General features: G+C 72.7%; 27 protein-coding genes. 14 read left to right on the top strand and 13 right to left on the bottom strand.

Annotated features, from left to right (window positions below):
• The first annotated feature begins 120 nt into the window (after positions 1–120).
• The 5 genes from V6U82_RS15390 to V6U82_RS15370 all read left to right on the top strand — a co-directional run bounded on the left by V6U82_RS15390 (position 121) and on the right by V6U82_RS15370 (position 5,571).
• A complete protein-coding gene (locus tag V6U82_RS15390; RefSeq protein WP_334461754.1) occupies positions 121–1,875 on the top strand; it encodes a DEDD exonuclease domain-containing protein in 1,755 nt (584 codons plus the stop codon).
• 129 nt (positions 1,876–2,004) lie between these two features.
• Positions 2,005–3,792 (top strand): RelA/SpoT family protein, encoded by a 1,788-nt coding sequence (locus V6U82_RS15385; RefSeq protein WP_128137062.1) that lies wholly within the window; start codon positions 2,005–2,007, stop codon positions 3,790–3,792.
• 39 nt (positions 3,793–3,831) lie between these two features.
• Positions 3,832–4,359: an NUDIX hydrolase gene (locus tag V6U82_RS15380; RefSeq protein ID WP_128137056.1), complete on the top strand. Its 528-nt coding sequence runs from the start codon at positions 3,832–3,834 to the stop codon at positions 4,357–4,359.
• Entirely contained in the window at positions 4,356–5,231 is an 876-nt protein-coding gene (locus V6U82_RS15375) for a nucleotidyltransferase family protein (RefSeq protein ID WP_334461751.1), read from the top strand. Before V6U82_RS15380 ends, V6U82_RS15375 begins: the two co-directional genes overlap by 4 nt.
• A 52-nt stretch (positions 5,232–5,283) precedes the next feature.
• Positions 5,284–5,571 carry an Lrp/AsnC family transcriptional regulator gene (locus V6U82_RS15370; protein WP_013287689.1) on the top strand — a complete coding sequence of 96 codons (288 nt, stop codon included), beginning with the start codon at positions 5,284–5,286 and terminating at the stop codon, positions 5,569–5,571.
• A gap of 60 nt (positions 5,572–5,631) precedes the next feature.
• On the opposite strand, the gene V6U82_RS15365 is transcribed toward V6U82_RS15370, so the two are convergent.
• From V6U82_RS15365 to ctaE, 5 genes are all read right to left on the bottom strand, one after another.
• Positions 5,632–6,300, bottom strand: coding sequence for a DUF4142 domain-containing protein (locus V6U82_RS15365; RefSeq protein WP_128137057.1), 669 nt, complete (start codon positions 6,298–6,300; stop codon positions 5,632–5,634).
• Positions 6,301–6,511: 211 nt separating this feature from the next.
• Positions 6,512–8,143 carry a cytochrome bc1 complex cytochrome b subunit gene (gene qcrB / locus V6U82_RS15360; protein WP_334461745.1) on the bottom strand — a complete coding sequence of 544 codons (1,632 nt, stop codon included), beginning with the start codon at positions 8,141–8,143 and terminating at the stop codon, positions 6,512–6,514.
• A complete protein-coding gene (qcrA, locus tag V6U82_RS15355) occupies positions 8,140–9,228 on the bottom strand; it encodes a cytochrome bc1 complex Rieske iron-sulfur subunit (protein WP_120568760.1) in 1,089 nt (362 codons plus the stop codon). Before qcrA ends, qcrB begins: the two co-directional genes overlap by 4 nt.
• Before the next feature lie 67 nt (positions 9,229–9,295).
• Positions 9,296–10,129: a cytochrome bc1 complex diheme cytochrome c subunit gene (qcrC, locus tag V6U82_RS15350; protein WP_091421029.1), complete on the bottom strand. Its 834-nt coding sequence runs from the start codon at positions 10,127–10,129 to the stop codon at positions 9,296–9,298.
• Positions 10,130–10,201: 72 nt separating this feature from the next.
• Positions 10,202–10,801, bottom strand: a complete 600-nt coding sequence (gene ctaE, locus V6U82_RS15345; RefSeq protein WP_120568759.1) for an aa3-type cytochrome oxidase subunit III — start codon at positions 10,799–10,801, stop codon at positions 10,202–10,204.
• Positions 10,802–10,909: 108 nt separating this feature from the next.
• On the opposite strand from ctaE, the gene V6U82_RS15340 reads away from it, so the two are divergent.
• From V6U82_RS15340 to V6U82_RS15325, 4 genes are all read left to right on the top strand, one after another.
• Positions 10,910–11,863: a cytochrome c oxidase assembly protein gene (locus V6U82_RS15340; protein WP_091421037.1), complete on the top strand. Its 954-nt coding sequence runs from the start codon at positions 10,910–10,912 to the stop codon at positions 11,861–11,863.
• 102 nt (positions 11,864–11,965) lie between these two features.
• Entirely contained in the window at positions 11,966–12,364 is a 399-nt protein-coding gene (locus V6U82_RS15335; RefSeq protein WP_334461739.1) for a hypothetical protein, read from the top strand.
• 80 nt (positions 12,365–12,444) lie between these two features.
• Complete coding sequence (trpD, locus tag V6U82_RS15330; RefSeq protein ID WP_334461736.1) at positions 12,445–13,491, top strand: anthranilate phosphoribosyltransferase; 1,047 nt, start codon at positions 12,445–12,447, stop codon at positions 13,489–13,491.
• 161 nt (positions 13,492–13,652) lie between these two features.
• Complete coding sequence (locus tag V6U82_RS15325; protein WP_151499889.1) at positions 13,653–13,859, top strand: hypothetical protein; 207 nt, start codon at positions 13,653–13,655, stop codon at positions 13,857–13,859.
• Positions 13,860–14,519: 660 nt separating this feature from the next.
• On the opposite strand, the gene V6U82_RS15320 is transcribed toward V6U82_RS15325, so the two are convergent.
• Entirely contained in the window at positions 14,520–14,948 is a 429-nt protein-coding gene (locus V6U82_RS15320; protein WP_120568755.1) for a cytochrome c oxidase subunit 4, read from the bottom strand.
• A gap of 10 nt (positions 14,949–14,958) precedes the next feature.
• Positions 14,959–15,930 (bottom strand): aa3-type cytochrome oxidase subunit II, encoded by a 972-nt coding sequence (gene ctaC, locus V6U82_RS15315; RefSeq protein WP_128137061.1) that lies wholly within the window; start codon positions 15,928–15,930, stop codon positions 14,959–14,961.
• 171 nt (positions 15,931–16,101) lie between these two features.
• On the opposite strand from ctaC, the gene V6U82_RS15310 reads away from it, so the two are divergent.
• A complete protein-coding gene (locus V6U82_RS15310) occupies positions 16,102–17,253 on the top strand; it encodes a cysteine desulfurase family protein (protein WP_334461729.1) in 1,152 nt (383 codons plus the stop codon).
• Positions 17,250–17,474, top strand: a complete 225-nt coding sequence (locus V6U82_RS15305) for a sulfurtransferase TusA family protein (protein WP_121686073.1) — start codon at positions 17,250–17,252, stop codon at positions 17,472–17,474. The genes V6U82_RS15310 and V6U82_RS15305 overlap by 4 nt, the downstream gene beginning before the upstream one ends.
• Here V6U82_RS15305 and V6U82_RS15300 read toward each other — a convergent pair.
• The 4 genes from V6U82_RS15300 to V6U82_RS15285 form a co-directional block, all read right to left on the bottom strand.
• Entirely contained in the window at positions 17,471–18,022 is a 552-nt protein-coding gene (locus tag V6U82_RS15300; RefSeq protein WP_334461727.1) for an AAA family ATPase, read from the bottom strand. The two genes, V6U82_RS15305 and V6U82_RS15300, sit on opposite strands and share 4 nt — an antisense overlap.
• A complete protein-coding gene (locus tag V6U82_RS15295; RefSeq protein ID WP_128139100.1) occupies positions 18,019–18,993 on the bottom strand; it encodes a carbohydrate kinase family protein in 975 nt (324 codons plus the stop codon). Before V6U82_RS15295 ends, V6U82_RS15300 begins: the two co-directional genes overlap by 4 nt.
• A 178-nt stretch (positions 18,994–19,171) precedes the next feature.
• Positions 19,172–19,540 carry an iron-sulfur cluster insertion protein ErpA gene (erpA, locus tag V6U82_RS15290; protein WP_282310691.1) on the bottom strand — a complete coding sequence of 123 codons (369 nt, stop codon included), beginning with the start codon at positions 19,538–19,540 and terminating at the stop codon, positions 19,172–19,174.
• 140 nt (positions 19,541–19,680) lie between these two features.
• Positions 19,681–20,841, bottom strand: coding sequence for a glycerate kinase family protein (locus V6U82_RS15285; protein ID WP_334461723.1), 1,161 nt, complete (start codon positions 20,839–20,841; stop codon positions 19,681–19,683).
• Between the two features lie 43 nt (positions 20,842–20,884).
• On the opposite strand from V6U82_RS15285, the gene nadA reads away from it, so the two are divergent.
• The 3 genes from nadA (at position 20,885) to V6U82_RS15270 (ending at position 24,318) form a co-directional block, all read left to right on the top strand.
• Complete coding sequence (nadA, locus tag V6U82_RS15280; RefSeq protein ID WP_181726748.1) at positions 20,885–22,060, top strand: quinolinate synthase NadA; 1,176 nt, start codon at positions 20,885–20,887, stop codon at positions 22,058–22,060.
• A 214-nt stretch (positions 22,061–22,274) separates the two neighbouring features.
• The gene (gene murA, locus V6U82_RS15275) at positions 22,275–23,630 is read left to right on the top strand and encodes a UDP-N-acetylglucosamine 1-carboxyvinyltransferase (protein ID WP_120568748.1); all 1,356 of its coding nucleotides are present in this window, start codon (positions 22,275–22,277) and stop codon (positions 23,628–23,630) included.
• Between the two features lie 79 nt (positions 23,631–23,709).
• Positions 23,710–24,318 (top strand): DUF3043 domain-containing protein, encoded by a 609-nt coding sequence (locus V6U82_RS15270; RefSeq protein WP_334461721.1) that lies wholly within the window; start codon positions 23,710–23,712, stop codon positions 24,316–24,318.
• 118 nt (positions 24,319–24,436) lie between these two features.
• Here the strand turns inward: V6U82_RS15270 and V6U82_RS15265 are convergent, their stop codons facing one another.
• Both V6U82_RS15265 and V6U82_RS15260 read right to left on the bottom strand, forming a co-directional pair.
• The gene (locus tag V6U82_RS15265; RefSeq protein ID WP_334461719.1) at positions 24,437–24,745 is read right to left on the bottom strand and encodes an AzlD domain-containing protein; all 309 of its coding nucleotides are present in this window, start codon (positions 24,743–24,745) and stop codon (positions 24,437–24,439) included.
• Positions 24,739–25,584, bottom strand: coding sequence for an AzlC family ABC transporter permease (locus V6U82_RS15260; RefSeq protein WP_334461718.1), 846 nt, complete (start codon positions 25,582–25,584; stop codon positions 24,739–24,741). The genes V6U82_RS15265 and V6U82_RS15260 overlap by 7 nt, the downstream gene beginning before the upstream one ends.
• Positions 25,585–25,613: the final 29 nt, after the last annotated feature.

Here is a 25,613-nt window from a genome sequence, read left to right as displayed (position 1 = left end):
GTCTCCCACCCCGAACGGGCCCACCGCCCGGTGAGTGAGCCGATCTCTCATCGTACCCCCGTGGTATCTCCTGGGGCCGCAGTGACGGGAGTGTCGGACCGTGCCGCTAGCGTCCCGCGGGTGACACGAGCGGAGTACGTCCAGGAGTCGCTGGCCGGCCTGGACCCGGCGGGCAGCGGCGTCGACCCGGCGCTGCCGCTCTACGCGACCACCTTCGTGGTGGTCGACCTGGAGACCACCGGCGGCGCTCCCGACGGCGGCGGGATCACCGAGATCGGCGCGGTGAAGGTGCGCGGCGGTGAGGAGCTGGGCGTGCTCGCCACGCTCGTCAACCCGGGCGTGCCGATCCCGCCGTTCATCACCGTGCTCACCGGCATCACCCAGGCCATGCTGCTGCCCGCCCCGCCGATCGAGCAGGTGCTCCCGAGTTTTCTGGAGTTCGTCAGCGACGCCGTGCTCGTCGCCCACAACGCGCCGTACGACGTGGGTTTCCTCAAGGCCGCCTGCGCGAAGCACGGCTACCGCTGGCCCAACCCCCGGGTGCTGGACACGGCCGCGCTGGCCCGCCGGGTGCTGACCCGCGACGAGGTGCCCAACCGCAAGCTGGGCACGCTGGCCGCCTACTTCCGCACCGCGACCCAGCCCACCCACCGGGCGCTCGACGACGCCAAGGCCACGGTCGACGTGCTGCACGGTCTGATCGGCCGCCTCGGCGGGCACCGGGTCGGCACGGTCGGCGAGGCGATCGAGTTCGCCCGTGCGGTCACCCCCACCCAGCGCCGCAAGCGGCACCTCGCCGACGGGCTGCCGAAGGTACCGGGCGTCTACATCTTCCGGGCCGCCGACGACCGGCCGCTCTACGTCGGCACGTCCGGCGACATCGCCACCCGGGTCCGCAGCTACTTCACCGCCGCGGAGAAGCGGGCCCGGATCTCCGAGATGCTCGCCGCGGCCGAGCGGGTGGAGGCGGTCGAGTGCGCCCACTCGCTGGAGGCCGAGGTCCGCGAGCTGCGGCTGATCGCGGCGCACGCGCCGCCGTACAACCGCCGGTCGAAGTATCCGGAGCGCCAGGTCTGGCTGAAGCTCACCGACGAGGCGTACCCCCGGTTGTCGATCGTGCGTGCCCTCGCGCCGACCGACACGGCCTACCTGGGGCCGTTCCGGTCCCGGCAGGCGGCGGAGCTGGCCGCCGCCGGCTTCCACGACGCGGTGCCGCTGCGGCAGTGCACGCACCGGCTCTCCCGGCGCACCACCATGCCGGCCTGCGCGCTGGCCGAGCTGGGCCGCTGCCCGGCGCCCTGCGAGCACAGGATCACCCCCGAGGAGTACGACGACCGCGCGGCGACGCCGTTCCGCACCGCCACCAGCGACGACCCCGGGGTGGTGGTGGACGCGCTGCTCGCCCGCATCGAGGTGCTGTCGGCCGCCGAGCGGTACGAGGAGGCGGCCGTGGTCCGGGGCCGGCTGGTCGCGGTGCTGCGCGCGGCGGTCCGGATGCAGCGGCTGGCCGCGTTGACCGGCATCGCCGAGCTGGCCGCCGCCCGTCCGGCCGCCCGGGGCGGCTGGGAGCTGGCGCTGATCCGGCACGGCCGGCTCGCCGGGGCCGGGGTGTCCCCGCCGGGTGTCCACCCGCGACCCACGATCGCCGCGATCCGGGCCACCGCGGAGACGGTGCTGCCCGGGCACGGTCCGGTGCCGGCCGCGACCGCGGAGGAGACCGAGCGGATCCTGTCCTGGTTGGAACGACCGGAGACCCGGCTGGTCGAGTCGACCGCCGGTTGGGCCTCGCCGGTGGCCGGCGCGGGGCGTTTCCGCGACCTGCTGGCGAAGGCGGAGAACGGCGGATCCGCCAAACTCTCGACCGAACGCTCATGACCAACTGACCGATCGGACTACCTCGACTCCCTTAGTCTGTTAAAGGAGTGCAGACCTGCCCGATTCGCGGGCTCTGCTCCCGGCCGCCGGTTCCCGGTGGCCGAGGGCCGGGGTGAGGAGGTGTCCCAGGTGGACGTCGACGCCGGACACGGCGCCGCCCTGGGTGGCGCGCTTCCCGCCCAGGGCGAGTTACCGCTCACCCGCCGCCTGCGTTCCCTGCTCACCTGGCCCACGGCCGACGGCGACCCGGTCACCACACTGGTCCGGGCCCATCGCGGCATCCACGCGAACGCCGACGCCTCGGTGCTGCGCCGGGCCTACACGATCGCCGAGAACATGCACCGCGGCCAGTTCCGCAAGAGCGGCGAGCCGTACATCACCCACCCGCTGGCGGTGGCGCAGATCTGCGCCGACCTCGGCATGGACACCATCACGCTGGTCGCCGCCCTGCTGCACGACACGGTGGAGGACACCCGCTACACGCTCCAGGCCCTCCAGGAGGACTTCGGCCGCGAGGTCGCCCACCTGGTCGACGGCGTGACCAAGTTCGACAAGGCGTTCTACGGCAAGGCCGCCGAGGCGGAGACCGTCCGCAAGATGATCGTGGCGGCCGGCAAGGACGTCCGGGTGCTGGTGATCAAGCTGGCCGACCGGCTGCACAACATGCGTACGCTCGGCGTCCGCTCGGCCGCCTCCCGGGAGCGGATCGCCCGCAAGACCCAGGAGGTGCTGGTACCGCTCTGCGACCGGCTGGGCATCCAGACGCTCAAACGCGAGCTGGACGACGTGGTGCTGCTGCACCTGCGGCCGGAGGAGCACGCGCGGATCGCCCGGTTCGTGCACGACCGGCCGGGCTGGGACGCCTACCTCGCCGACGTGGTGGCCCGCACCCGGGTGGCGCTGCGCCGCAACCGGGTCGACGCCGACGTCTCCCCCCGCCCCCGGCACCTCTACTCGATCTGGAAGGACACCGTCGCCGGCGACCACGCCGCCCCATACGACCTGCCCCGCATCGCGATCGTGGTGGACGGTCCGGCGACCGACTGCTACGCCGCGCTGGGCGCCGTGCACGGGCTCTGGCGGCCGGTGCCGGGCCGGTTCAAGGACTTCATCGCCTCCCCGAAGAACAACCTCTACCGGTCCCTGCACACGAGCGTCTGCGGCCCGCAGGACCGCACGGTCGAGGTGCTGATCCGCACCACCGAGATGCACCGCTCCGCGGAGTACGGCGTGGCCGCCCACTACCGCTTCCCGCGGGCCGCGGGCCGGGCCGCCGACCGGGCGGACGAGCTGGCCTGGCTGCGCCGGGTGCTCGACTGGGAACAGGAGACGGTCGACCCGACCCAGTTCATGGAGTCGCTGCGCTGCGACCTGTCCGAGGCGCAGATCCAGGTGGTCGCCGACGGGCGGCAGGTGGTGCTGCCGGCCGGGGCGACCCCTGTCGACCTCGCGTACGAGCTGGGCACCGAGCGCGGCGACCACTGCCTGGCCGCCCGGATCAACGGCCGGCTCGCGCCGCTCTCCTCCGAACTGGAGGAGGGCGACGTCGTGGAGATCTTCACCGAGAACGACGCGGAGAGCGGCTTCGAGGCGGACGTGGCCCCGCGCGGCCCGCGCCGGGAGTGGCTGGGCTTCGTGAAGTCCCCGCACGCCCAGATGCAGATCAACCGCTGGTTCGCCGAGCACACCGAGCCGGGCATCTCGATCGCCGACAAGGTCCGGCTCGGCCGGGCCTCGATCGGTCTGGCGTTGCGCAAGCACAACCGGGGCCTGGCCAGCGACCTGCCGCTGCTGCGGCTGTCCGAGGAGCTGGGCTACCCCGACCTGGAGACGCTGCTGGTGGCGGTCTTCGACCGCACTGTCGAGCCGGACACCGTGGTCCAGCAGTTGATCGATCTGGTCGACCACCGGCAGTAGACGGAGCCGGTCCCCGCCGGGACCACTAGCCTGGACGGCATGATCCCCCGCGCACGCGCCACCGGACGGGCCCTCGGCTACCAGATCTTCTACCGGCTTCCGGTCCCGCTGCGGCGGCGGCTGGTCCGGCTGGCCGTACCGAAGTACGTCGTCGGCGCGGTCACGCTGGTCAAGGACGCGGAGGCCACCGGCGCGGGCCGGATCCTGCTGCTGCGCCAGCCGCCCGGGTACAGCTGGACGCTGCCCGCCGGGCTGCTGCAACGCGGCGAGGCCCCGGTGGTGGGCGCCGCCCGCGAGCTGTACGAGGAGTCCGGCGTCCGCCTCTCCCCCGACGCGCTGCGCCCGGCCGTGCCGAACGCGGTGGTGCACGCCAAGGGCTGGGTCGACGTGGTCTTCGAGGCGGAGGTGCCGGCGTCGACCACCGAGCTGAAGGTGGACGGCGCCGAGGTCTTCGAGGCCGCCTTCCACCCGCTCGACGACCTGCCCCGGCTCAGCCGCGCCACCGCCAACCTGCTCGGGTACTACGGCATCGGCCCGCGCGCCGGCGAGCACCCACCGGCCGCGTGAGCACCTCGTACGCGGGCGCTGCCGCACCGGAGGTGGAGGTGTGCGCGGTGGTGCTGGCCGCGGGCGAGGGCACCCGGCTGCGCCCGCTCACCGAGCGGGTGCCGAAGGCGCTCTGCCCGGTCGGGAACGTCCCGCTGCTGGACCGGGCGCTGGCCCGCCTGGCCGGGCTCGGCCTGACCGGCCCCGAGCGGGTCGCCGTGAACGCCTGCTACCTGGGCGACCAGGTGGTCGCGCGGGTGGGCGGACGGGCCCACCTGTCGGTCGAGCCGGACGCTCCGCTGGGCACCGCCGGGGGCGTGGGCCGGCTGCGGGACTGGATCGGCGGACGGGGCGTGCTCGTGGGCAACGCCGACGCGTACCTGGCCGACCCGCAGGCCCCGCCCGGTCCGGACGTCGCCGCGCTGCTGGACGGGTGGGACGGGCACGGCGTACGCCTGCTCGGCCGGCCCGCCGACGACCCGGACGCCCCCGGCACCTTCGACGGCCACGAGTTCGTGGGTTTCTCGTTGCTGCCCTGGCGGCTGGTCCGCGACCTGCCCGCCACGTTCGGCGACCTGGTCCGGGCGGTGTGGCGGCCGGCGGAGGCGGCCGCGGCGCTCACTGTGGTGCCCTACCGCGGCACGTTCTACGACACCGGCACCCCCGCCGACTACCTGGCCGCCAACCTGCACGCGGCCGGACCGGACGGACTGGTGGACCCGGCGGCGACGGTGACCGGCCGGGTGACCGGCTCGGTGGTCGGCGCCGGCGCCCGCGTGCACGGCGACGTCGACCGGTCCGTGGTGTGGCCGGGCGCGACAGTCGCGGCCGGGGAACGCCTGCGTGAGGTGATCCGGGCCGGGGACGACCTGACCGTCCCGGCGGCGCGGTGAGGGGCGCGGGCTCTAGCATGGGCCTCGTCGCCGACGAACGGAGAACCGTCCCGTGATCACCGCGATCGTGCTGATCGACTGCGCCACCGACTCCATCCCCGAGGTGGCCGAGACCCTGGCCAACCTGCCCGGCGTCAGCGAGGTCTACTCGGTGGCCGGGCACGTCGACCTGATCGCCATGGTCCGGGTCCGGGAGTTCGAGCAGATCGCCCAGGTCATCGCCGGCAGCATCTCGAAGGTGCCGGGCGTGCTCAACACCGAGTCGCACATCGCGTTCCGCGCCTACTCGCAGCACGACCTGGAGGAGGCGTTCGCGATCGGGCTGGCGAACGCCGACTGACACGAGCCGGTGACCGGCCCCCCTCGCGGGCGGACCGGCCACCGTCGGCCGTGCGGTACGTCAGCTCTGGCCGGGCACCGGGGTCTCCGTGGTGCCCGGAGCGGGCTCCTCGGTCTCGGTGCCGCCCGGAGCCGGCGACTCGGTGCCACCCGGGGACGTGGTGCCGCCCGGGCTGGGCGTGCCGCTGGCGCTGGTCTGCGGAACCGGGACACCCAGCGTCTGAGCCAGGGCCACCAGCGCGTCGTAGTGCGCCTGGAGGACCGGCAGCGCGTCCTGGGCGATCTGCACCACCGACTGCTCCGAGCCCTGCGAGATCTCGGTCTGGGTGGCCTGGATCGCCTGGACGTGACCGGCGAGCTGCGCGGTCACCCACGCCTTGTCGAACTCGGCGCCGCTGAGGTTGTTCAGCTTGTCCAGGACCTTCTGCTGGTCGGCGGTCGGGTCGGCCGGCAACTGCACGTTGAGCTGCTGCGCGGTCGACTGCACCGTCTGGTCCAGCTGGGTGTGGTCCGTGACGAACATCTTGCCCAGGTCCTTGACCTGCTGGTTCTGACCCTTCTGCTGGGCCAGGTTACCGGCGGTGATCTCGAACAGGTTGACCTGGTGCACCGCCTGCAGGTACTGCGTGTCCTGCGTCGACGGCTGCGCCGCAGCCTGCGACGCGGCGGCGGGCGCCAGCCCCACGACCACCAGCGCGGCCAGCAGGCCCAGGCGTTTGATTCCCAACATTCGTTCCTCCCCCATGAGACGTCGGACCGCACGGATACCCGGCTGACCGGGGTTATTCCTGCGATTCCACCCGTCCGTGTCGGGGGCGACGGCCGTCCGCGCACCGGCCGCCCGGCGTAGGTGGGAGACAACGGGACGGCAGGGGCGGAAACGGCAGTGGCGCCCGCCGGAAGGATCCGGCGGGCGCCACTGTCAGTCGTACCGGGGAGGGTCAGCGACGGCTCTCGCCGCTGCCGATCTCCTCCCGCTCCGGCCGGGCCTCGACCGGCGGGTGTCCCGGCGAGACCGGCGCCTCGGCCGGCTTCTCGATCGGGTAGAAGAAGCCCCGGATCGCCGGGCCGAGGGCACCGAGCCGGTTCATCTTCTTCGGCACCACCCAGCCGACGTAGTCCAGCGCCGGCGGGTGACCGTCGTGGCCCTCGGCCGAGGTGAGCGGCTGGTGGACCTCGACGAACCGGCCGTCGGGCAGCCGCTTGATGATGCCGGTCTCCACGCCGTGGGCCAGCACCTCCCGGTCGTGCTGCTGCAGACCCAGGCAGATCCGGTACGTGACGTAGTACGCGATCGGCGGGAGGATCAGCAGGCCGATCCGGCCTCCCCAGGTCATCGCGTTCAGGCTGATGTGGAACTTGTCCGCGATGACGTCGTTGGCGCCGGAGAGGGTCAGCACGACGTAGAAGGCGAGCGCCATGGCGCCCACGGCGGTCCGGGCCGGAACGTCCCGGGGCCGCTGGAGCAGGTTGTGGTGCTTGTAGTCCTTGAGGCGGCGCGCCTCCAGGAACGGGTACATCGTCGACAGGCCGACCAGGATTCCGGGCAGCACCACCGTGGGCCAGAACAACGGTGGAATGACGTACCCGTTGCCGATCGGGATGCTGATCTCCCAGCCCGGCATGAGGCGGGTCGAGCCGTCGAGGAACATGACGTACCAGTCGGGCTGGCTGGCCGCCGAGACCACCCACGCCTCGTACGGGCCGAACAGCCAGATCGGGTTGATCTGGAACAGGCCACCCATCAGCGCGACCACGCCGAAGACGACCATGAAGAAGCCGCCCTGCTTGAGCGCGTAGCGCGGGAACATCCGCTCGCCGACCACGTTCTCGTTGGTCCGGCCGGGGCCGGGCCACTGGGTGTGCTTCTGCTTGAACACCAGGCCGAGGTGCACGCTGATCAGCGCCACCAGCAGGCCCGGGATGAGCAGCACGTGGGCGATGAAGAAGCGGCTGATGATGATGGTGCCGGGGAACTCCCCACCGAAGATCGACGAGCTGACCCAGGAACCGATCACCGGGATCGACAGGATGATCGCGGAGGCGATCCGCAGACCGGTGCCGGACAGACCGTCGTCCGGCAGCGAGTAGCCGGTGAAGCCGGCCAGGAAGCCGACCCAGAACAGCAGCGAACCGATGATCCAGTTGGTCTCACGCGGCTTGCGGAACGCGCCGGTGAAGAAGACCCGCAGCATGTGGACCACGATCGCGGCCATGAACAGCAGGGCCGACCAGTGGTGCATCTGCCGCATGATCAGACCACCACGGACATCGAACGAGATGTCCAGGCTGGAGGCGTAGGCGGCCGACATCGGGGTGCCCCGCAGCGGCGCGTAGCTGCCGTTGTAGATGACCTCGGTCATCGCCGGCTCGAAGAAGAACGTCAGGAAGACGCCGGTGAGCAGCAGGACGACGAACGAGAACAGCGCGATCTCGCCGAGCAGGAACGACCAGTGGTCGGGGAAGACCTTGTTCAGCAGCTTGCGCAGGGGCGTGGCCACCTGGAAGCGGTCGTCCACCGCCCGCGCGCTCTTGGCCGGCAGCGCGGCCGCATCAAACTTTCGGCGCTTCATGGCCGCTCCCAGAAGTCGGGACCGATGGTCTCGGTGTAGTCGGACTTCGCCACGAAGAAGCCCTCCTCGTCCACCTCGATCGGCAGCTGCGGCAGCGGCCGGTTCGCCGGGCCGAAGATCGGCTTGGCGTTGTCGGTGATGAGGAACTGCGACTGGTGGCAGGGGCAGAGCAGGCGGTTGGTCTGCTGCTCGTAGAGGCTGGCCGGGCAGCCGGCGTGCGTGCAGATCTTGGAGAACGCGACGTAGTTGCCCCACATGTAGTCGCCGTGGCCCTTGCGCTCGTTCGCGGCGCGCGACTTCTGCGCGTCGTCCTCCCGCAGGTGGATGAGCAGGGTGGGCGAGTCGGCGTGCAGGTTGCTGACGCCGCCGTCGATGCCCGGGAACACGGTGAGCTGGCCGCCGACGCTGACGTCGGCCGGGCGGATCGGGCGGCCGTCCTCACGGATGAGCCGGATCTTCTTGCCGCCCTCGGCCGGCTGGAAGCCGGTGGTGAACATCTGGTTGTTCTTGTGCGGCTGCTCGATCAGGCCACCGATCAGCGGGGCCGCGGCCACCGCGCCCACCGGCGCGAGGCCGGCGAGCAGCGAGATGCCGAGCAGCGGCCGGCGGCGTACGCCCATCTCGTCGGCCAGGTAGAGCATGGTCTCGCCGGTGATCTTGCGACCCTCCGGGTCCTCGGCCTGGTCGTGCCGGTCCTGGATCGAGACCTCCTTGGGCAGCAGCTTCTTGCCCCAGGTCAGGATGCCGAAGCCGATGCCCAGCAGCGCCAGGCCCAGCGTCACACCGAGCAGCGGCGTGTAGAGCTTGTCGCCACCGGTACCCGGCTCCCACTGCCACGGCCACCAGATGTAGACCACCAGGAAGGCGGTCGCGAAGACGCCGGTCAGCAGGAACATCAGGGCGACCGTACGGGTCAGCCGGCGCTCGGCCTTGCTGCCCGGGACCACCTGCGGCTCGTAGTGGACGATCTCGATGTCGTCCCGCCGCGCGCCCTCCTGGACGATGTCGAACCGGGAGAGCCGGGGGTCGTTCACGTCGAGCGGCTCCGGGCCCTGCTGGGCCTGGTGCTCGGTGTGGGTGCTCATGCCGTCACCTCGCTACGGGTGACGCCGGGGGTCGGCGCCACAGCACTGGAAGCATTGATCCGTCCGGTCACGACTTGCCCGCGATCCACAGGCTCGCGAAGACCAGCGCGACGATGCCGACCAGGAAGATCGCGAGACCCTCGGTCGACGGGCCGTAGCGGCCCAGGTTGAAGCCGCCCGGGTCGCCGTCGTGCTTCAGCGTCTCCTGGATGTAGGCGATGATGTCCGCCTTCTCCTCGGGCGTGATCTGGTTGTCGCCGAACACCGGCATGTTCTGCGGGCCGCTCAGCATCGCGGCGTAGATCTGCCGGTCGCTGGCCGGCGCCAGGCTCGGCGCGTACTTGCCGGAGGACAGCGCGCCGCCGCCGCCGCTGAAGGCGTGGCACTGCGAGCAGTTGATCCGGAACAGCTCACCACCGGTGGACAGGTTGGCGCCCTCACGCAGGTCCCCGTTGGGCACCTCCGGGCCGCCGCCGAGCTCCTGGATGTACTGCCCGAGCTGGCGCACCTGCTCGTCGGTGAACTGCGGCGGCTTGCGCATGGCCTGGGCCTCCTGCCGGGCCATCGGCATGCGACCGCTGCTGACCTGGAACTCGACCGAGGCCGCTCCGACGCCGATCAGGCTCGGACCGCGGCCCTCGACGCCCTGGGCGTTGCGACCGTGACAGGTCACACAGCTCACGTCGAACAGCGCCTTGCCCTCGTTGCCTGCGGCGGTCAACGGAGGGTTGTCCTGCGCCTGCACGCCGGGGGCGAAGACGGTGTAGGCACCGCCGGCCAGCATCAGCGCGGCGAACAGCCGGACCGCGGCGCCCAGCCGGCGGCGGCCCCTGCTGCGCACTACGGGCCGCCCGCGCAGCCGCGCGAGCAGACCGCGTCGGCGGTCGTTGTCAGAAGTCATGACCTGTGTCCTTAACCGGTTGGACCTTGTCTCAGGGGACGGAGCAGCGGCGCGGTTCGTGACGCGCCAAGATCACTGGAGCCAGTAGATCATGGCGTACAGCGCGATCCACACGACGTCCACGAAGTGCCAGTAGTAGGACACGACGATCGCCGAGGTCGCCTGGGCGGGGGTGAACCGGCCCATCGTGGTACGGATCATGAAGATCACGAAGGCGATGAGGCCGCCGGTCACGTGCAGACCGTGGAAGCCGGTGGTGAGGTAGAACATCGACCCGTAACCGTCTTCGTTGATCTTGACACCCTCGTGCACGAGGGTCCGGTACTCGTTCAGCTGACCGAGCACGAAGATCAGACCCATCACGAAGGTGATCGTGAACCACCGGCGCAGAGCGTGGACGTCACCGCGCTCGGCCGCGAACACGCCGATCTGGCAGGTGATCGAGGAGAGCACCAGGATCACCGTGAACGTGGTCGCGTACGGGATGTTCAGCACCTCGGTGTGCTTCTCCCACTGCTCCGGCGCAGCCGCGCGGATGGAGAAGTACATCGCGAACAGCGCCGCGAAGAACATGAGTTCGCTGGAGAGCCACACGATCGTCCCGACGCTGACCATGTTGGGTCGGGTCAGGGAGTGGATCCGGCTCTTGTCAATGGCTGGGGCCGCAGTCACGCGGTCATTATTGCCCCTGACCGGGACCGACGATCAGCGGGGTGCCAAACCGCGCCCTTCCGTGGCCCGATAGTGGAGGTCCGCTTCGCCTGACCTACCCTGAAAAGCGTGCTGCACGTCGATCAGATCCGCGCCGTCACCTCGGCTGTTCCGGCGACGCTGGCGGCGGGAGGCGAGGGCGCCCCGCCGCCGTTCACCGTGGCCCGGGTCCTCACCGAGACCCGGCTGGACAGCTGGCTCACGCTGGGCATCGTCCTGGCCGCCGGCCTCTACCTCTACGGGGTGCACCGGCTGCGGCTGCGCGGCGACCGCTGGCCGGTCATCCGTACCGTGTCGTTCCTCGGCCCCGGCCTCGGCGGCATCGCCCTGGTCACGCTCACCGGCCTCGGCGCGTACGACACCGCCCTGCTCTCGGTGCACATGGTGCAGCACATGGTGCTGTCGATGATCGCGCCGATCTTCCTGGCGCTCGGCGCCCCGGTGACGCTGGCGCTGCGCACGCTGCCGGTCCGCCCGCGCAAGCGGCTGCTCGCGATCGTGCACAGCAAGGTGATCCGGATCTACAGCTTCCCGCTTGTGGCGTTCGCCATCTTCGTGGTGAACCCGTTCGCGCTGTACTTCACCGACCTCTACGAGTTCACGCTGCGCCACGAGTGGGCGCACGAGCTGGTCCACGCGCACTTCATCGCCACCGGCTGCGTCTTCTTCTGGCCGCTGCTCGGCCTGGACCCGCTGCCCGGCCGCTGGCCGTACCCGGGGCGCGCGCTGCTCATGCTGCTCTCGGTGCCGTTCCACACCGTCCTCGGCCTGACCATCATGCAGAGCACCACGCTGTTCGGCGGCGACTGGTACCCGTCGCTCAACCTGTCCTGGTCCGACCCCTGGAACGACCAGGTGGTGGCCGGCGGCATCCTGTGGGCCGGCGGCGAGTTCGTCAGCGTCACGATGCTCGCCGTCCTGGTCGTCCAGTGGGTCAAGCAGTCCGAGCGCGAGGCCCGCCGGCTCGACCGCGAGCTGGACCGCCAGGAGGCCCGCGAGCGCGCCGCGGAGGCGAGCGCCTGAGCCCGTTCCGGGTACGCCCCGAGCCCGCCCGGGCGGGGCGACAGGCCGGATGTGACGCCCGCTACGATCAGCGGGCAGCTACGAGGTGGGAGCCACGTCACGATGAGCGATCGTCTTTGCACCGTCCTGCTCTACAGCGACGACCCGAAGGTCCGCGACCGCATGCGGCTCGCCGTGGGCACCCGGCCGGCGCCCGGCATCGAGATCGAGTTCGTCGAGGCCGACGACTACAACGCCTGCGTCCGGCTGGTCGACGACTACGAGATCGACCTGCTCCTGCTCGACGGCGAGGCGACCCCGGGCGGCGGCATCGGCATCGCCCGCCAGATCAAGGACGACCGGGACGACGCGCCGCCAACCTGCGTGGTGCTGGCCCGCGCCGCCGACCGCTGGCTGGCCGCGTACGCCGAGGTCGACGCCACGCTGACCCACCCGCTGGACCCGGTGGTCGCCGGCAGCACCGTGGCGGAGCTGCTGCGCCGCACCCACGCCGCGGCCTGATCCCCCGGCCTTCGCGCGCCACGGCGACGCGGCCGTGGCGCGCCCCAACCGCTTTCCTCACGCCGCTCGGGAGGCCCGCCATGGGCGAACGGACCTGGCCGCTTCTGCTCAACGCGCTGCTGCGCGGCGAGGAGCTCTCCACCGCCGACACCGCGTGGGCGATGGGCGAGATCATGGCCGGCTCGGCCACCCCGGCGCAGATCGCCGGGTTCGCCGTGGCGCTGCGCACCAAGGGTGAGACCCCCGCCGAGCTGGGCGGCCTGGTCGAGGCCATGCTGACCCGCGCGGTGCCGGTGCACCTGCCCGAGGACGTACGCGCGACCGCGCTGGACGTGGTCGGCACCGGCGGCGACCTCGCCCACACGGTGAACATCTCCACCATGGCGGCGCTGGTGGTCGCCGGGGCCGGGGTCCGCGTGGTCAAGCACGGCAACCGGGCCGCCTCCTCCTCCTGCGGCACCGCCGACGTGCTGGAGCAGCTCGGCGTACCCCTCGACCTGGCGCCCGAGCAGGTGGCCCGCTGCGTCACGGAGGCCGGCATCGGCTTCTGCTTCGCCGCCCGCTTCCACCCCGGCATGCGCCACACCGGCCCGGTCCGGCGCGAGATCGGCGTACCCACCGCGTTCAACTTCCTCGGCCCGCTGACCAACCCGGCGCGGCCCCGCGCGGGCGCGGTGGGCTGCTTCGACAAGCGGATGGCCCCGGTGATGGCCGCCGTCTTCGCGGCCCGGGGCGACTCCGCGATCGTGGTACGCGGCGAGGACGGCCTGGACGAGTTCAGCACCGGCGCTCCCACCCGGGTGTGGGTGGCGCAGCAGGGCACCGTCACGGAGGCCGTGCTGGACGCGACGGAGCTCGGCGTACCCCGGGCCACCCTGGCCGACCTGCGCGGCGGGGACGCGGTCTACAACGCCGACGTGGTCCGCCGGCTGCTGGCGGGCGAGACCGGCCCGGTGCGGGACGCGGTACTGGTCAACGCCGCTGTGGCACTGGCCACCCAGGGCCCGCTCGACGGCGACCTGTACGAGGTGCTGCGGGCCAACCTGGCCCGGGCCGCCGAGGCGGTCGACTCGGGTGCCGCCGCGGCCGCGCTGGAGCGCTGGCTCGAGGTGGCGCGCGCCGCCTGACGGCGGCCTGGCGCGGGTGTTGTCGTACCCGCGTGCCAAACTACACGGGAGTTATTTTCCGTTTTCGGTCTTTCCGATTTCGGTCTTACCGATTTCGGTCTCTGGTCCGCCGGCCGGCGGCTTCCCGCCTCGGCCGGTGCCCGGAGCGAGAGGAGCCACCCGTGTCTGACCGCGAGCTGCACTGTGACACCTGCGAGGGCGTCGTGCTGTTCGAGGCGCCGCCGTGCGGCGACGGGCACGGCGCCGACTGCCCGGAGCTGATCTGCACCGGTTGCGGCGCGGCCGTGGTGATCGCCACGTTCACCTTCCGCGAGACCCGCCTGTCCGGCCGCCGCGCCCGCCGCCCCTCCCACCCCCAGGCAGCCTGACCCTCCACTCCCTTCCGGCGCCCTTCTTCGCCCTTCCGCGCCGCACCGCACCCTTCCCGCGCCGCGCCCTTCCCGTGCACCGCGCTGCGCCTGCCCGGCCTCTTTACGCCTCCGCGCCGCACGCGGCCGCCACCCTTCCATCCCCGCCACGCCCGACGGCCCAACCGTCCGCCGCCCGTGATCAAGGAGTTGGTGTCCCCCGCGGCCGTCCAGGCGGACACAAACTCCTTGATCACCGCCCGGTGACCGGCAGGTGGTGGTGGTGCTCCCCCGGCCCAAAGCGATGATCAAGGGGTTTGTGTCACCGGCGGTGCGCGAAATTGCCCCGAACTCCTTGATCAACGAGGCGGGGCGGGTGCCGGGAGCGCATCGGGCGCTGGGCTCGGGCGGGAGTGTCGGGGGTGACCCGTGACAGCACCCGCGTCTCGGGAGCGGACCGCGGTTCCGCCCACCGGGCCAAGCCGCGGCGCCTGGTGAGGGCAACTGACCACGCCGGGCGGTGATCATGAGGTTGGCGGGGACAAAAAGGACCGCCGGCGCCGTCAACTTCATGATCGACGCAGGCAGCCCGCAGGGGACGGCGCGTGCGGCAGTCGGGAGGGGAAAAGCCGCAGGCCCGCGGCCCCGGTACGGGGGCGCGGGCCTGCGGGGTGCTTCGGGTCAGTGCTCGGCGGTGCGGCGGGTGCCCGAGTAGTACTCGAACAGCAGCCCGCAGGTGGCGAAGACGACCGCCACCAGACCCAGGCCCAGCAGCCAGAACTGCCAGAACACCAGGCCGAGTCCGGCGATCGCGGCGGCCAGCGCCAGACCGAACGGCCAGTAGCTGCCCGGGCTGAAGAAGCCGACCTCACCGGCGCCGTCGGCGATCTCGCCGTCCGGCCGGTCCTCGGGGCGCAGGTCGATACGGCGGGAGACGAACCAGAAGAAGCCGCCGCACATCGCGCAGAGCAGGAAGGACAGCAGCAGCGCCACAGTGCCGATCCACTCGATGCGGCCGTCGCTGTCGGCGTACGTCCAGGCGCCGTAGAGAATCGTCGCGCCGAGGAGGAACGTGGCGATGGTCAGGAAGATCTTCCACTCGGTCTTCATGCCGGACCCCTCAGCTTCCCGCGCCGGCCGTCGCGTCGGACGGGTTGAAGTTGTTCACGTCGCGCCGGGTGTCGAACGGCTTGGTCTCGGTGGCGTACTCCGGCTCGCCGATCGCGCCGAGCGCCTCCTGGGTCGACTTGCCGGCCTTCTTGGCCGCCAGGAACTGGTCGTACTTCTCCGGCGAGACGACCCGCAGCTCGAAGTTCATGAAGGCGTGGTAGCTGCCGCACAGCTCGGCGCAGCGGCCGACGAACGCGCCCTCCTGGTCGATGCTGGAGACCTCGAACGTGTTGCGCACGTTGCCCGGCATGACGTCGCGCTTGAACAGCAGCTCCGGCACCCAGAACGAGTGGATGACGTCGCGGCTGGTCTCCTCGAAGCGGATCGAGCGGCCGCTGGGCAGCACCAGCACCGGGATGACCTCGCTGGTGCCGAGCACCGAGGCGACGGTGTTGGCGTCGCGGCCCTGGCCGTCGCGGTAGTTGAACTGCCAGTTCCACTTGAACGCCACGACCTCGACGGTGACGTCCGGGTTCTTCGACTCCTTCACCACGTCGGTCTGCACGACCGCGGTGTAGTAGAAGAGCACGGAGACCACGAGGATCGGCGCGATGGTGTAGAGGAACTCCATCGGCAGGTTGTAGCGGGTCTGCACCGGCAGCTCGTTGCCGCGCTTGCGGTAGCGGACCACGCACCAGAAGATCAGGCCCCACACGAACACACCGACGGCGAGCGCCGCGATGCAGGACGCGATCCACAGGTCGTACATGCGGTGCGACTCGGGCGTGATGCCGCCCTGCGGCCAGCCGAACCCGCCGAACGTCTTGCCGACGTCACAGCCGGTGAGCGAGACCAGCAGCGCCGCCGCGCCGAGACCGAGCCCGGCGATTCGACCAGCACCACGCCGCCGGCGTCCACCGGCCCCCGGGGAAGCGCTGTGCCGTACGGCCGAGCGCCGTACCTCCGAACTCCTTGCGACCACCTGGTCCTGCCTCCCTAGCGCGCCGCGGCGGTTGTTCTCCTTGACACCGACGGCAAAGGCGTCACCGACGGTCGCAGATTACTCGACCATGACCGGCCAGGCCGTCTTGGGGTCGCTGTCCACCCCCATCGGGGGGATCTTGGGCGTAACCGGGCGATAGCGTGGAACGTCATGAGCGTCTCCCCGGTCTACCTGGACGCCGCCAGCGCGGCGCCGCTGCATCCGGTCGCGCGGCAGGCGATGCTGGCCGCCCTGGACGACGGCTGGGCGGACCCGGCCCGGCTGTACGCGCCGGCCCGCCGGGCCCGCCGGCTTCTCGACGCCGCGCGGGAGGCCGCCGCGCAGACGCTCGGCGTCCGCGCCGACGAGCTGTCCTTCACCCCCAGCGGTACGGCGGCGGCGCACGCCGCCGTGCTCGGGGGCCTGGCCGGGCGGCGGCGGGCCGGGGCGACGCTGGTGCACTCGGCGATCGAGCACTCGGCGGTGCTGCACGCCGCGCAGCGGCACACGGCCGCCGGCGGCGCTGCGGTGTCCGTACCCGTGGACCGGCTGGGCCGGCTGGACCTGGACGCCTGGGCGGCGGCGGTGGCCGCGCCCGGCGTGGCTCTCGCCGCGCTGATCGGGGCCAGTCACGAGGTGGGCACGGTGCAGCCGGTGCCCGCGGCGGCGGAGCTGTGCGCCGAGGCGGGCGTGCCGCTGTACGTGGACGCGGCGCAGCTGGCCGGCCGGGCGCCGCTGCCGCCGGGCTGGTCGGTGCTGACCGCCAGCGCGCACAAGTGGGGTGGGCCGCCCGGCGTCGGGCTGCTCGTGGTGCGCAAGGGCACCCGCTGGGAGTCGCCGTACCCGGCCGACGAGCGGGAGTCGGGGCGTACCCCGGGGGTGGTGAACCTGCCGGCGGTGGTCGCGGCGGCGGCGAGCCTGCGCGCGGCGGCGGCCGACGCGGCGGCCGAGGCGGCCCGGCTGCGCCCGCTGGTGGACCGGATCCGGGCCCGGGTGGCGGCGGAGGTGCCGGACGTGGAGGTGGTCGGCGACCCGGTGGACCGGTTGCCGCACCTTGTGACGTTCTCCTGCCTGTACGTCGACGGCGAGGCGTTGCTGCACGCGCTGGACCGGCGCGGGTTCGCGGTGTCCTCCGGCTCGTCGTGCACGTCGTCGACGTTGCGTCCGTCACACGTGCTGGAGGCGATGGGGGTGCTGTCGCACGGCAACGTGCGGGTGTCGTTGCACCGGGAGACCACCGAGGCGGACGTGGAGCGGTTCCTGGCCGAACTGCCCGGGATCGTGGCGGACCTGCGGGCCGAGGCGGGGGTGACCGGCCTGTGAGCGAGCCGGACGAGGTGCTGGACTGCCGGGGGCAGCGCTGTCCCCTACCAGTGATCAATCTCGCCCGGCTGGTGCCCGGCCTGCCGGCCGGGGCCGTGGTGCGGGTGCTCGCCGACGACCCGGCCGCGGCGGTGGACATCCCGGCGTGGTGCCGGATGCGCGGCCACGAGTTCCTCGCCGAGCGCCCGGGGCCCGCCTACGACGTCCGGGTGAGCGGCTAGCGCAGGTAGGCGAGGATGCCCGGCAGCGGGTCGGCCGCGACGGCGGTGTCGACCACCAGGCGCGGGCCGATCAGCGGTTCGTACTCGGCCCGGCGGCGCAGCGTCTGCTCCCAGGTGCCGTGTTCCTCGGGCGGGCGGGCCTCGACCCGGCGGCGGTGCTCCGCCTCGTCGCCGCAGTGCACCTCGATCACCCGCAGCGGCACGCCGGCCCGTTCGGCCACGTCGTGCCAGAGGCCCCGGGCGCTGGCGACCGGGTTCACCGCGTCGACGACCACGCTGAGCCCGAGGCCGAGCTGCACCTCGGCCAGCCCGGCGACCGCGCCGTAGGCGGCCATGCCGGGTACGTCGCCGGTGAGGCCGTAGTGGTGCAGGGCCCGCTCGACCGGGTCGACCGGCAGGACCGGGGCGCGCAGGGCGGCGCCGACCCGGGCGGCGAGCGTGGTCTTGCCCACGCCCGGCAGCCCGGCGAACGCGACGAGTACCGGACCGCCGGAGCCGGGACGGACCTCCGGGTCCACCCCGCCGCCCGGCACCGCGGGGCCGGTCACAGCAGGTGCGGCCGGACGTCCTCGGCGGCCGCGTCACCGTACGACTCGGCGAGTCGCTTCACGAACAGGTCCCGGCGGACCTCGTACTCCTGGCCGCCGAAGTTCTCCAGCACGAGCGTGGCCAGCAGGCAGCCGACCTGGGCCGCCCGCTCCAGGCCGACGCCCCAGTCGAGCGCGGCGAAGAAACCGGCCCGGAAGCCGTCGCCGACACCGGTCGGGTCGACCGCCTGGATCTCCCGCGCGATCGGCACCCGGATCGTGCCGATCTCTCGGCCGGCGATCTCCACGCCCTGCTTGCCCAGCGTGGTGACCCGCACCTTGACCCGGTCCAGCAGCTGCTCGTCGGTCAGTCCGGCCTTGCTCTGCAGCAGCGACTTCTCGTACTCGTTGGTCATCAGGTAGTCGGCGCCGTCGACCAGGCCGAGCACGTCCTCGCCGTCCATCCGGGCGAGCTGCTGCGACGGGTCGGCGACGAAGGAGTAGCCGCGGTCCCGGCACTCCCCGGAGTGCCGGATCATCGCGGCCGGGTCGTTGGCGCTGACCAGCACCAGGTCCAGACCGCCGAGGCGCTGTGCCACCGGGGCCAGCTCGATGTTGCGGGCCTCGCTCATCGCCCCGGCGTAGAAGGAGGCGATCTGACACATGTCGGTGTCGGTGGTGCAGACGAAGCGTGCCGTGTGCGCGACCTCGCTGACGTGCACCGAGTCGCAGTCGACGCCGTGGCGCTCCAGCCAGGAGCGGTAGTCGGCGAAGTCGGCGCCGACCGCGCCGAGCAGCACCGGGCGCAGCCCGAGCTGGGCCATGCCGAAGGCGATGTTCGCCGCGGTGCCGCCGCGCCGGAGCACCAGTTCGTCGACGAGGAAGGACAGCGAGACCTTGTCGAGCTGGTCGGCGAGGAGCTGGTCCGCGAAGCGGCCGGGGAAGCTCATCAGGTGGTCGGTCGCGATCGAGCCGGTCACGGCGATCTTCATGTCAACCCTCGGGGTCGGGAGCACGGCGCGGTCAGCCTACCGGCCCCCGGACCGGCCGGACGGCGGTCGGTCGTCAACCGGTCGATCGGCGCACATCCGGGCGTCACACCCATGGGGTAGACGAAGCGGCGGGCCGCCCCACTCGGGGACGGCCCGCCGCTGCCGGTCGGTCGTCGACTCAGCTGAAGGAGTCGCCGCAGGCGCAGGAGTTGCCCGCGTTCGGGTTGTCGATGGTGAAGCCCTGGGCGTCGATCCGGTCGGCGAAGTCGATGGTGGCGCCGGCCAGGTAGGGGGCGCTCATCCGGTCGACGACGACCTCGACACCGTCGTAGTCGGTGACGACGTCACCGTCGAGCGAGCGCTCGTCGAAGAACAGCTGGTACCGCAGGCCGGAGCAGCCACCCGGCTGCACGGCGACCCGGAGCCGCAGGTCGTCGCGGCCCTCCTGCTCGATCAGGGCCTTGACCTTCTGCGCCGCGACGTCGGTGAGGACGACGGTGCTGGGGGCCTTGGCCTCGGTCGACTCGGTCTGCGCTGGCGTGGTCACGTGGAAGTCTCCCTGCGCGGTATGAGGTCCGGACGTCCTGGCCAACGCCGCACGTCCGCCAGTGATTCCCGGTGTGGTCCGTCTTTCGATCGTACGCCGCCTCCGGCGTCGCCACCCGGCGGCGTGACCAGCGGAACCGGTCAGCGGCTCCACTGCCGCGCCAGGCGGGCGCCGAGCGCGCGCAGCCCCTCGGCCGGACGGGTCATCGCCGCGTCCACTCCCCCGTGCTCCTCGCCGCCGAAGTGCTCCACCAGGCTGTGCGCCTCGGTGACACCGGCCGCCGCCGCCTCCCGCCGCCCGGTGCTCACCCGTCCCGCCAGCACCACGCAGGGCACGCCCCGGTCCCGGGCCGCACCGGCCACACCGGCGACCACCTTGCCGCGCAGCGACTGGTGGTCGAACGAGCCCTCGCCGGTGATCACCAGGTCGGCCGCGTCGAGCGCGGCGTCCAGCTCCACCGCGCGGGTGACCAGCCCGATGCCGGACTCGCACCGGCCACCGAGCGCCAGCACGGCCGCGCCGAGGCCGCCTGCGGCGCCGCCGCCGGGCAGCGCGCCCAGCCCGGACGGGCAGCCGGGCAGCCCCGTGCTCAGCACCTCCGCCCAGCGGGTGAGCGCGGCGTCGAGCAGCAGCACGTCGCCCCGGTCGGCGCCCTTCTGCGGACCGAAGACGCTGCTCGCGCCGTGCAGCCCGAGCAGCGGGTTGTCCACGTCGGTGGCGGCGACGAGCGGCACGCCGCGCAGCCGGGGCTCGCCGTCGAGCGCGGCCACCCCGGCGAGCGCCGCGCCGCCGTACGGCAGGGCCCGGCCGGCCTCGTCCAGCGGCGTGACGCCCAGCGGGACGAGCATCCCGGCGCCGCCGTCGTTGGTGGCCGAGCCGCCCAGCCCCACTACCACCGTCCGCGCGCCCGCCTCGACCGCGGCGGCGACGAGCAGGCCCAGCCCGTACGAGGTGGTCGCCTTCGGGTCGCGTTCGGCGGTGGTGAGCAGGTGCAGCCCGCACGCCTGCGCGCTCTCCAGGTAGGCCGTGCCGTCGTCGGTGAGCAGGATCTCACCGGCGGTCGGGCGGCCCAGCGGGTCGACGGTGGGCACCGGCACCCGCCGCCCGCCGAGCGCTCCGGCGAGCACGTCGACGAATCCCGGCCCGCCGTCGGCGAGGGGCCGGACCAGCAGGTCGTCGCCGGGTGCGACGTCACGCCAGCCGTCGGCCACCGCGGCGGCCACGTCGGGGGCCGGCAGCGTGCCGGCGAACTTGTCCGGGCAGAGCAGCACGCGCATGCGCAGCAGTGTGGCAGGCCACATCGGGGACGGCTGCGCGGTGGTCGCGCTGTGGGACCATGGGGACGTGACTTCGACCTGGGTTGAGCCGTCCAACACCGCCACGGCGCTGCTGCTCCTCGGCCGCGGCAGCGACCCCGCCACCGAGCGTGGCGTGGAGTGTCCGGGTGATCTCCCCGCGCCGAGCGACCCCGGCCTGGTGGCCCGCGCCGCCGCCGCGAAGGCCGCGCTCGGCACGAAGGTGTTCGTCCTGGGCCACCACTACCAGCGCGACGAGGTGATCCAGTTCGCCGACGTGACCGGCGACTCGTTCAAGCTGGCCCGGGAGGCGGCCGCCCGCCCGGACGCGGAGTACATCGTCTTCTGCGGCGTGCACTTCATGGCCGAGAGCGCGGACATCCTGACCTCGGACGCGCAGAAGGTGATCCTGCCCGACCTCGCCGCCGGCTGCTCGATGGCCGACATGGCGGTGCTGTCGCAGGTCGAGGCCGCGTGGGACACGCTCACCGACCTGGGCATCGCGGCCGACACCGTGCCGGTGACGTACATGAACTCCTCGGCCGACATCAAGGGCTTCGTCGGCCGCAACGGCGGTGTGGTCTGCACCTCGTCGAACGCCAAGCGGGCCCTGGACTGGGCCTTCGAGCAGGGCCGCAAGGTGTTGTTCCTGCCCGACCAGCACCTCGGCCGCAACACCGCGGTGCTGGAGATGGGCTTCTCGCTCGACGACTGCGTGCTCTACGACCCGCACAAGCCGAACGGCGGGCTGACCCCGGAGCAGCTGCGCGACGCGAAGATGATCCTGTGGCGCGGTCACTGCTCGGTGCACGGCCGCTTCACGCTCGACAGCGTCGACGACGTACGCGAGCGGGTGCCGGGCGTGAACGTGCTCGTGCACCCGGAGTGCCGCCACGAGGTAGTGAACGCCGCCGACCTGGTCGGCTCGACCGAGTTCATCATCAAGACCATCGAGGCGGCCCCGGCCGGCTCGGCGTGGGCGGTGGGCACCGAGCTGAACCTGGTACGCCGGCTCGCACTGGCCCACCCCGACAAGCAGATCATGTTCCTCGACCGGGCGGTCTGCTACTGCTCGACGATGAACCGGATCGACCTGCCGCACCTGGTCTGGGCGCTGGAGGAGCTGGTCGCCGGGCGCGTGGTCAACCAGATCACCGTCGACCCGGACACCGCCCGACACGCCCGGTCCGCGCTGGACCAGATGCTCGCCCTTCCGGGAGCCTGATCACCGTCGGTGACCCCGCTGGCACGGAAACGCACCGGACACCCCGGTTCGTGCCCTCGCTGGCGATGTGACCGATTCCATTCCCGTCACGGAGGGCTATGCTGCCGGGGCGACGACACACGCGGCCCGTTTTCTCATGACCGCGTTCCGGGTAGCGATGAACTTCGTGCACCCATCACTAGACACGGCAGCACCCAACGCGCTGGAGGTTGCGTTGACCGACGACGTCCTGGTCGTACACGGAGGCACTCCGCTTGAAGGGCGGATCCGCGTGCGCGGCGCGAAGAACCTGGTGTCCAAGGCGATGGTGGCCGCCCTGCTGGGCGACACACCCAGCCGGCTGTTCGACGTGCCGCGTATCCGTGACGTCGAGGTGGTCCGCGGTCTGCTCGGCCTGCACGGCGTCAAGGTCAGCGACGGCGACGAGGAGGGCGAGCTCGTCTTCGACCCCACCAACGTCGAGAGCGCCAGCACCGACCAGATCAACGTGCACGCCGGGTCCAGCCGGATCCCGATCCTGTTCTGCGGCCCGCTGCTGCACCGGCTCGGCCACGCCTTCATCCCCGACCTGGGCGGCTGCCACATCGGCCCGCGCCCGATCGACTTCCACCTCCAGGCGCTGCGCGAGTTCGGCGCCACCGTCGAGAAGACCCCGGAGGGGCTGCACCTGTCCGCCCCGAACGGGCTGCACGGCACGAAGTTCGCGCTGCCGTACCCGAGCGTGGGCGCCACCGAGCAGGTGCTGCTCACCGCGGTGATGGCCGAGGGCGTCACCGAGCTGCGCAACGCGGCGGTCGAGCCGGAGATCATCGACCTCATCTGCGTGCTGCAGAAGATGGGCGCGATCATCAAGGTGCACACCGACCGGGTGATCGAGATCCAGGGCGTCAAGAAGCTGCACGGCTACACGCACCGGCCGATCCCGGACCGGATCGAGGCGGCCAGCTGGGCGGCGGCGGCGCTGGCGACCCGTGGTCACGTCGAGGTGCTGGGTGCCCAGCAGGCCGACATGATGACGTTCCTGAACATCTTCCGGTCGGTCGGCGGCGAGTACGAGGTCACCGACCTGCGCCCGCCGCGCGGCGGCAGCCCCGGCCAGGAGGGCGGCATCCGGTTCTGGCACCCGGGCGGCGAGCTGAACGCGGTGGCGCTGGAGACCGACGTGCACCCCGGTTTCATGACCGACTGGCAGCAGCCGCTGGTGGTCGCGCTCACCCAGGCCCGGGGCCTGTCGATCGTCCACGAGACGGTCTACGAGCAGCGGCTCGGCTACACCGAGGCGCTGAACACGATGGGCGCCAACATCCAGGTCTACCGGGACTGCCTCGGCGGCACCCCGTGCCGCTTCGGCCGGCGCAACTTCAAGCACTCGGCGGTGATCGCCGGGCCGAGCAAGCTGCACGCGGCCGACCTGGTCATCCCGGACCTGCGGGCCGGGTTCAGCCACCTGATCGCGGCGCTCGCCGCCGAGGGCACCTCCAGGGTGTACGGCGTGGACCTGATCAACCGCGGCTACGAGGACTTCGAGGCCAAGCTGGCCGACCTCGGCGCGCACGTCGAGCGTCCCTGACCGTCCCGTTCACTCGTCCGGCCGCGCCCGGTGCACCCGTGATGTGCACCGGGCGCGGCCGGTTGGCTACCCTTGCCGCGTGCCGTCGCTGTTTCGCCGCAAGTCCGCCGACCTCGTCGAGGAGTCCGTCACCACTGTGACGGCCGACGAGGAGTCCGCCGCCGCCCGCCCCCGGGGCTACACGCCCAGCAAGAAGGAACTCGGGCACGTCACGCCGAAGCGCCCGGTCGCCGGTCGCCGGCCGACCGCGCCTGCGAAGCCGCTGACCAAGGAGGAGGCCCGCGCGCAGCGCCGCGCCGCCCGCGCCGAGGCCGCCGCCGAGTTCCGCCGCGAGGGCGGCCCGCGTGACCGGGGCCCGGAGCGGCTGCTGGCCCGCAACGTGGTCGACTCCCGGCGAACGATCGGCACCTGGTTCTTCGGCGGTGCGCTGATCGTGCTGTTCGGCTCCAACCAGGCCATGCCGCCGATCGTGCGGCTGCTGTCGAACGTGCTCTGGGGCGCGCTGGCGCTCGGCGTGCTGATCGACTCGGTGCTGATCTCCCGGAAGATCAAGCGGCTGGTCCGCGAGCGCTTCCCGAAGAGCACCGAGAAGCTCGGCTCGCTCTACTTCTACGCGATCATGCGGTCGATCACGTTCCGCCGGATGCGCGCGCCCGCGCCCCGGGTGAACATCGGCGACAAGGTCTGACCGGACCGGCCCTGAACCGGCCCCTCCCCGCCCCGGCGGTGAGGGGCCGTTCTCGTGCGGGCGGCCGATGCCACGCCGGGAGCGGACCGAGCCGCGCGGCGAGCGGTCCGATCCGCGTTCAGGCCACGCCGAGCAGGCGCAGCACCGCGGTGGTGGCCGCCGCCGCGACCACGACCAGCACGAACGGCGCCCGGCGCCAGGCCAGCAGCAGGCCGACGAGCACACCGGCGGGCCGGGCGTAGCCGGCGAAGCCGCCGGCCTCGGTGAGCGCCGCGGTGGCGGCGAGCGCGGCCAGCAACGTCGCGGCGCCCACCGGCAGCAGGTGACGGGACCACTCCGGCAGGTCGAGCCGGTCCCGCAGCAGCACCCCGGCGACCCGGAACCCGTAGGTGCCGGCGGCCAGCGCGAGGATCACCGCGATCAGCACGAGACCTCCCCGGCCCGCGCACTCCGCCGGGCCGCGCCGTCGTCCACCGGTCCGTCGCCGGCCGCCTCCGGCGCGGCGTCCGGCGCGGCGTCCGGCGCGGCGTCCGGGCCGGACGGCACGCCGGACCGGCCGGCGGACGCGGGGTTCGGGTCGGGCGGCGCGGCGGGTGGGCGGCGGCGGGCCGGCAGGGGCAGGGCCAGCGCGGCGAGCGCGAGCAGCACCGGCAGTCCGGCCGGCAGCAGCGGGGTCGCCAGCACTGCCAGACCGGCGCCGAGGAGCGCCACCCGGCGCGTCTCCCGGTCGCGCAGGCTGGGCAGCAGCAGGGCGGCCAGCCCGGCGGGGAACGCGGCGTCGAGTCCCAGGGCGGCCGGGTCACCGGCCGCGCCGCCGGCGAGCACGCCGAGCGCGGTGCCGGCGTTCCAGGCCAGGAACAGCAGCACCCCGGCGAGCCAGAACGCCCGGCGCCGCTGCGGCCCGGCCGGGCGGGCCAGCGCGAACGCGGTCGCCTCGTCGGTCATCAGGTGGCTGCCGAGCAGCCGCTGCGCGCGCCGGGTGCCGAGCGCACCGCCGAGGGCCAGGCCGAACGGCAGGTGCCGGGCGTTGAGCAGCAGGCCGGCGAGGACCGCCGCGAGCGGACTGCCGGCCGCGACGAGGCCGACGGCCATGAACTGGGCGCCGCCGGCGTAGACGAGCGCGGACATGGCGAGCGTGGCCCAGACGGGCAGGCCGGCGGCCACCGCCACGGCACCGAACGACGCGCCCACGGCGAGCATCGCCGCACCGATGGCGGCGACGTCGCGGAGCACCCGGGCGTCGCCCGTTCGGTATGCCGTACGCATGTCCATTATCCTGAACGGCAGTACGCTGG

Origin of the sequence: Micromonospora sp. CPCC 205554 (assembly GCF_036902745.1) — a bacterium.
Taxonomy (GTDB): Bacteria; Actinomycetota; Actinomycetes; order Mycobacteriales; family Micromonosporaceae; genus Micromonospora; species Micromonospora tulbaghiae.
This window is presented reverse-complemented; position numbering and strand designations above follow the sequence as displayed.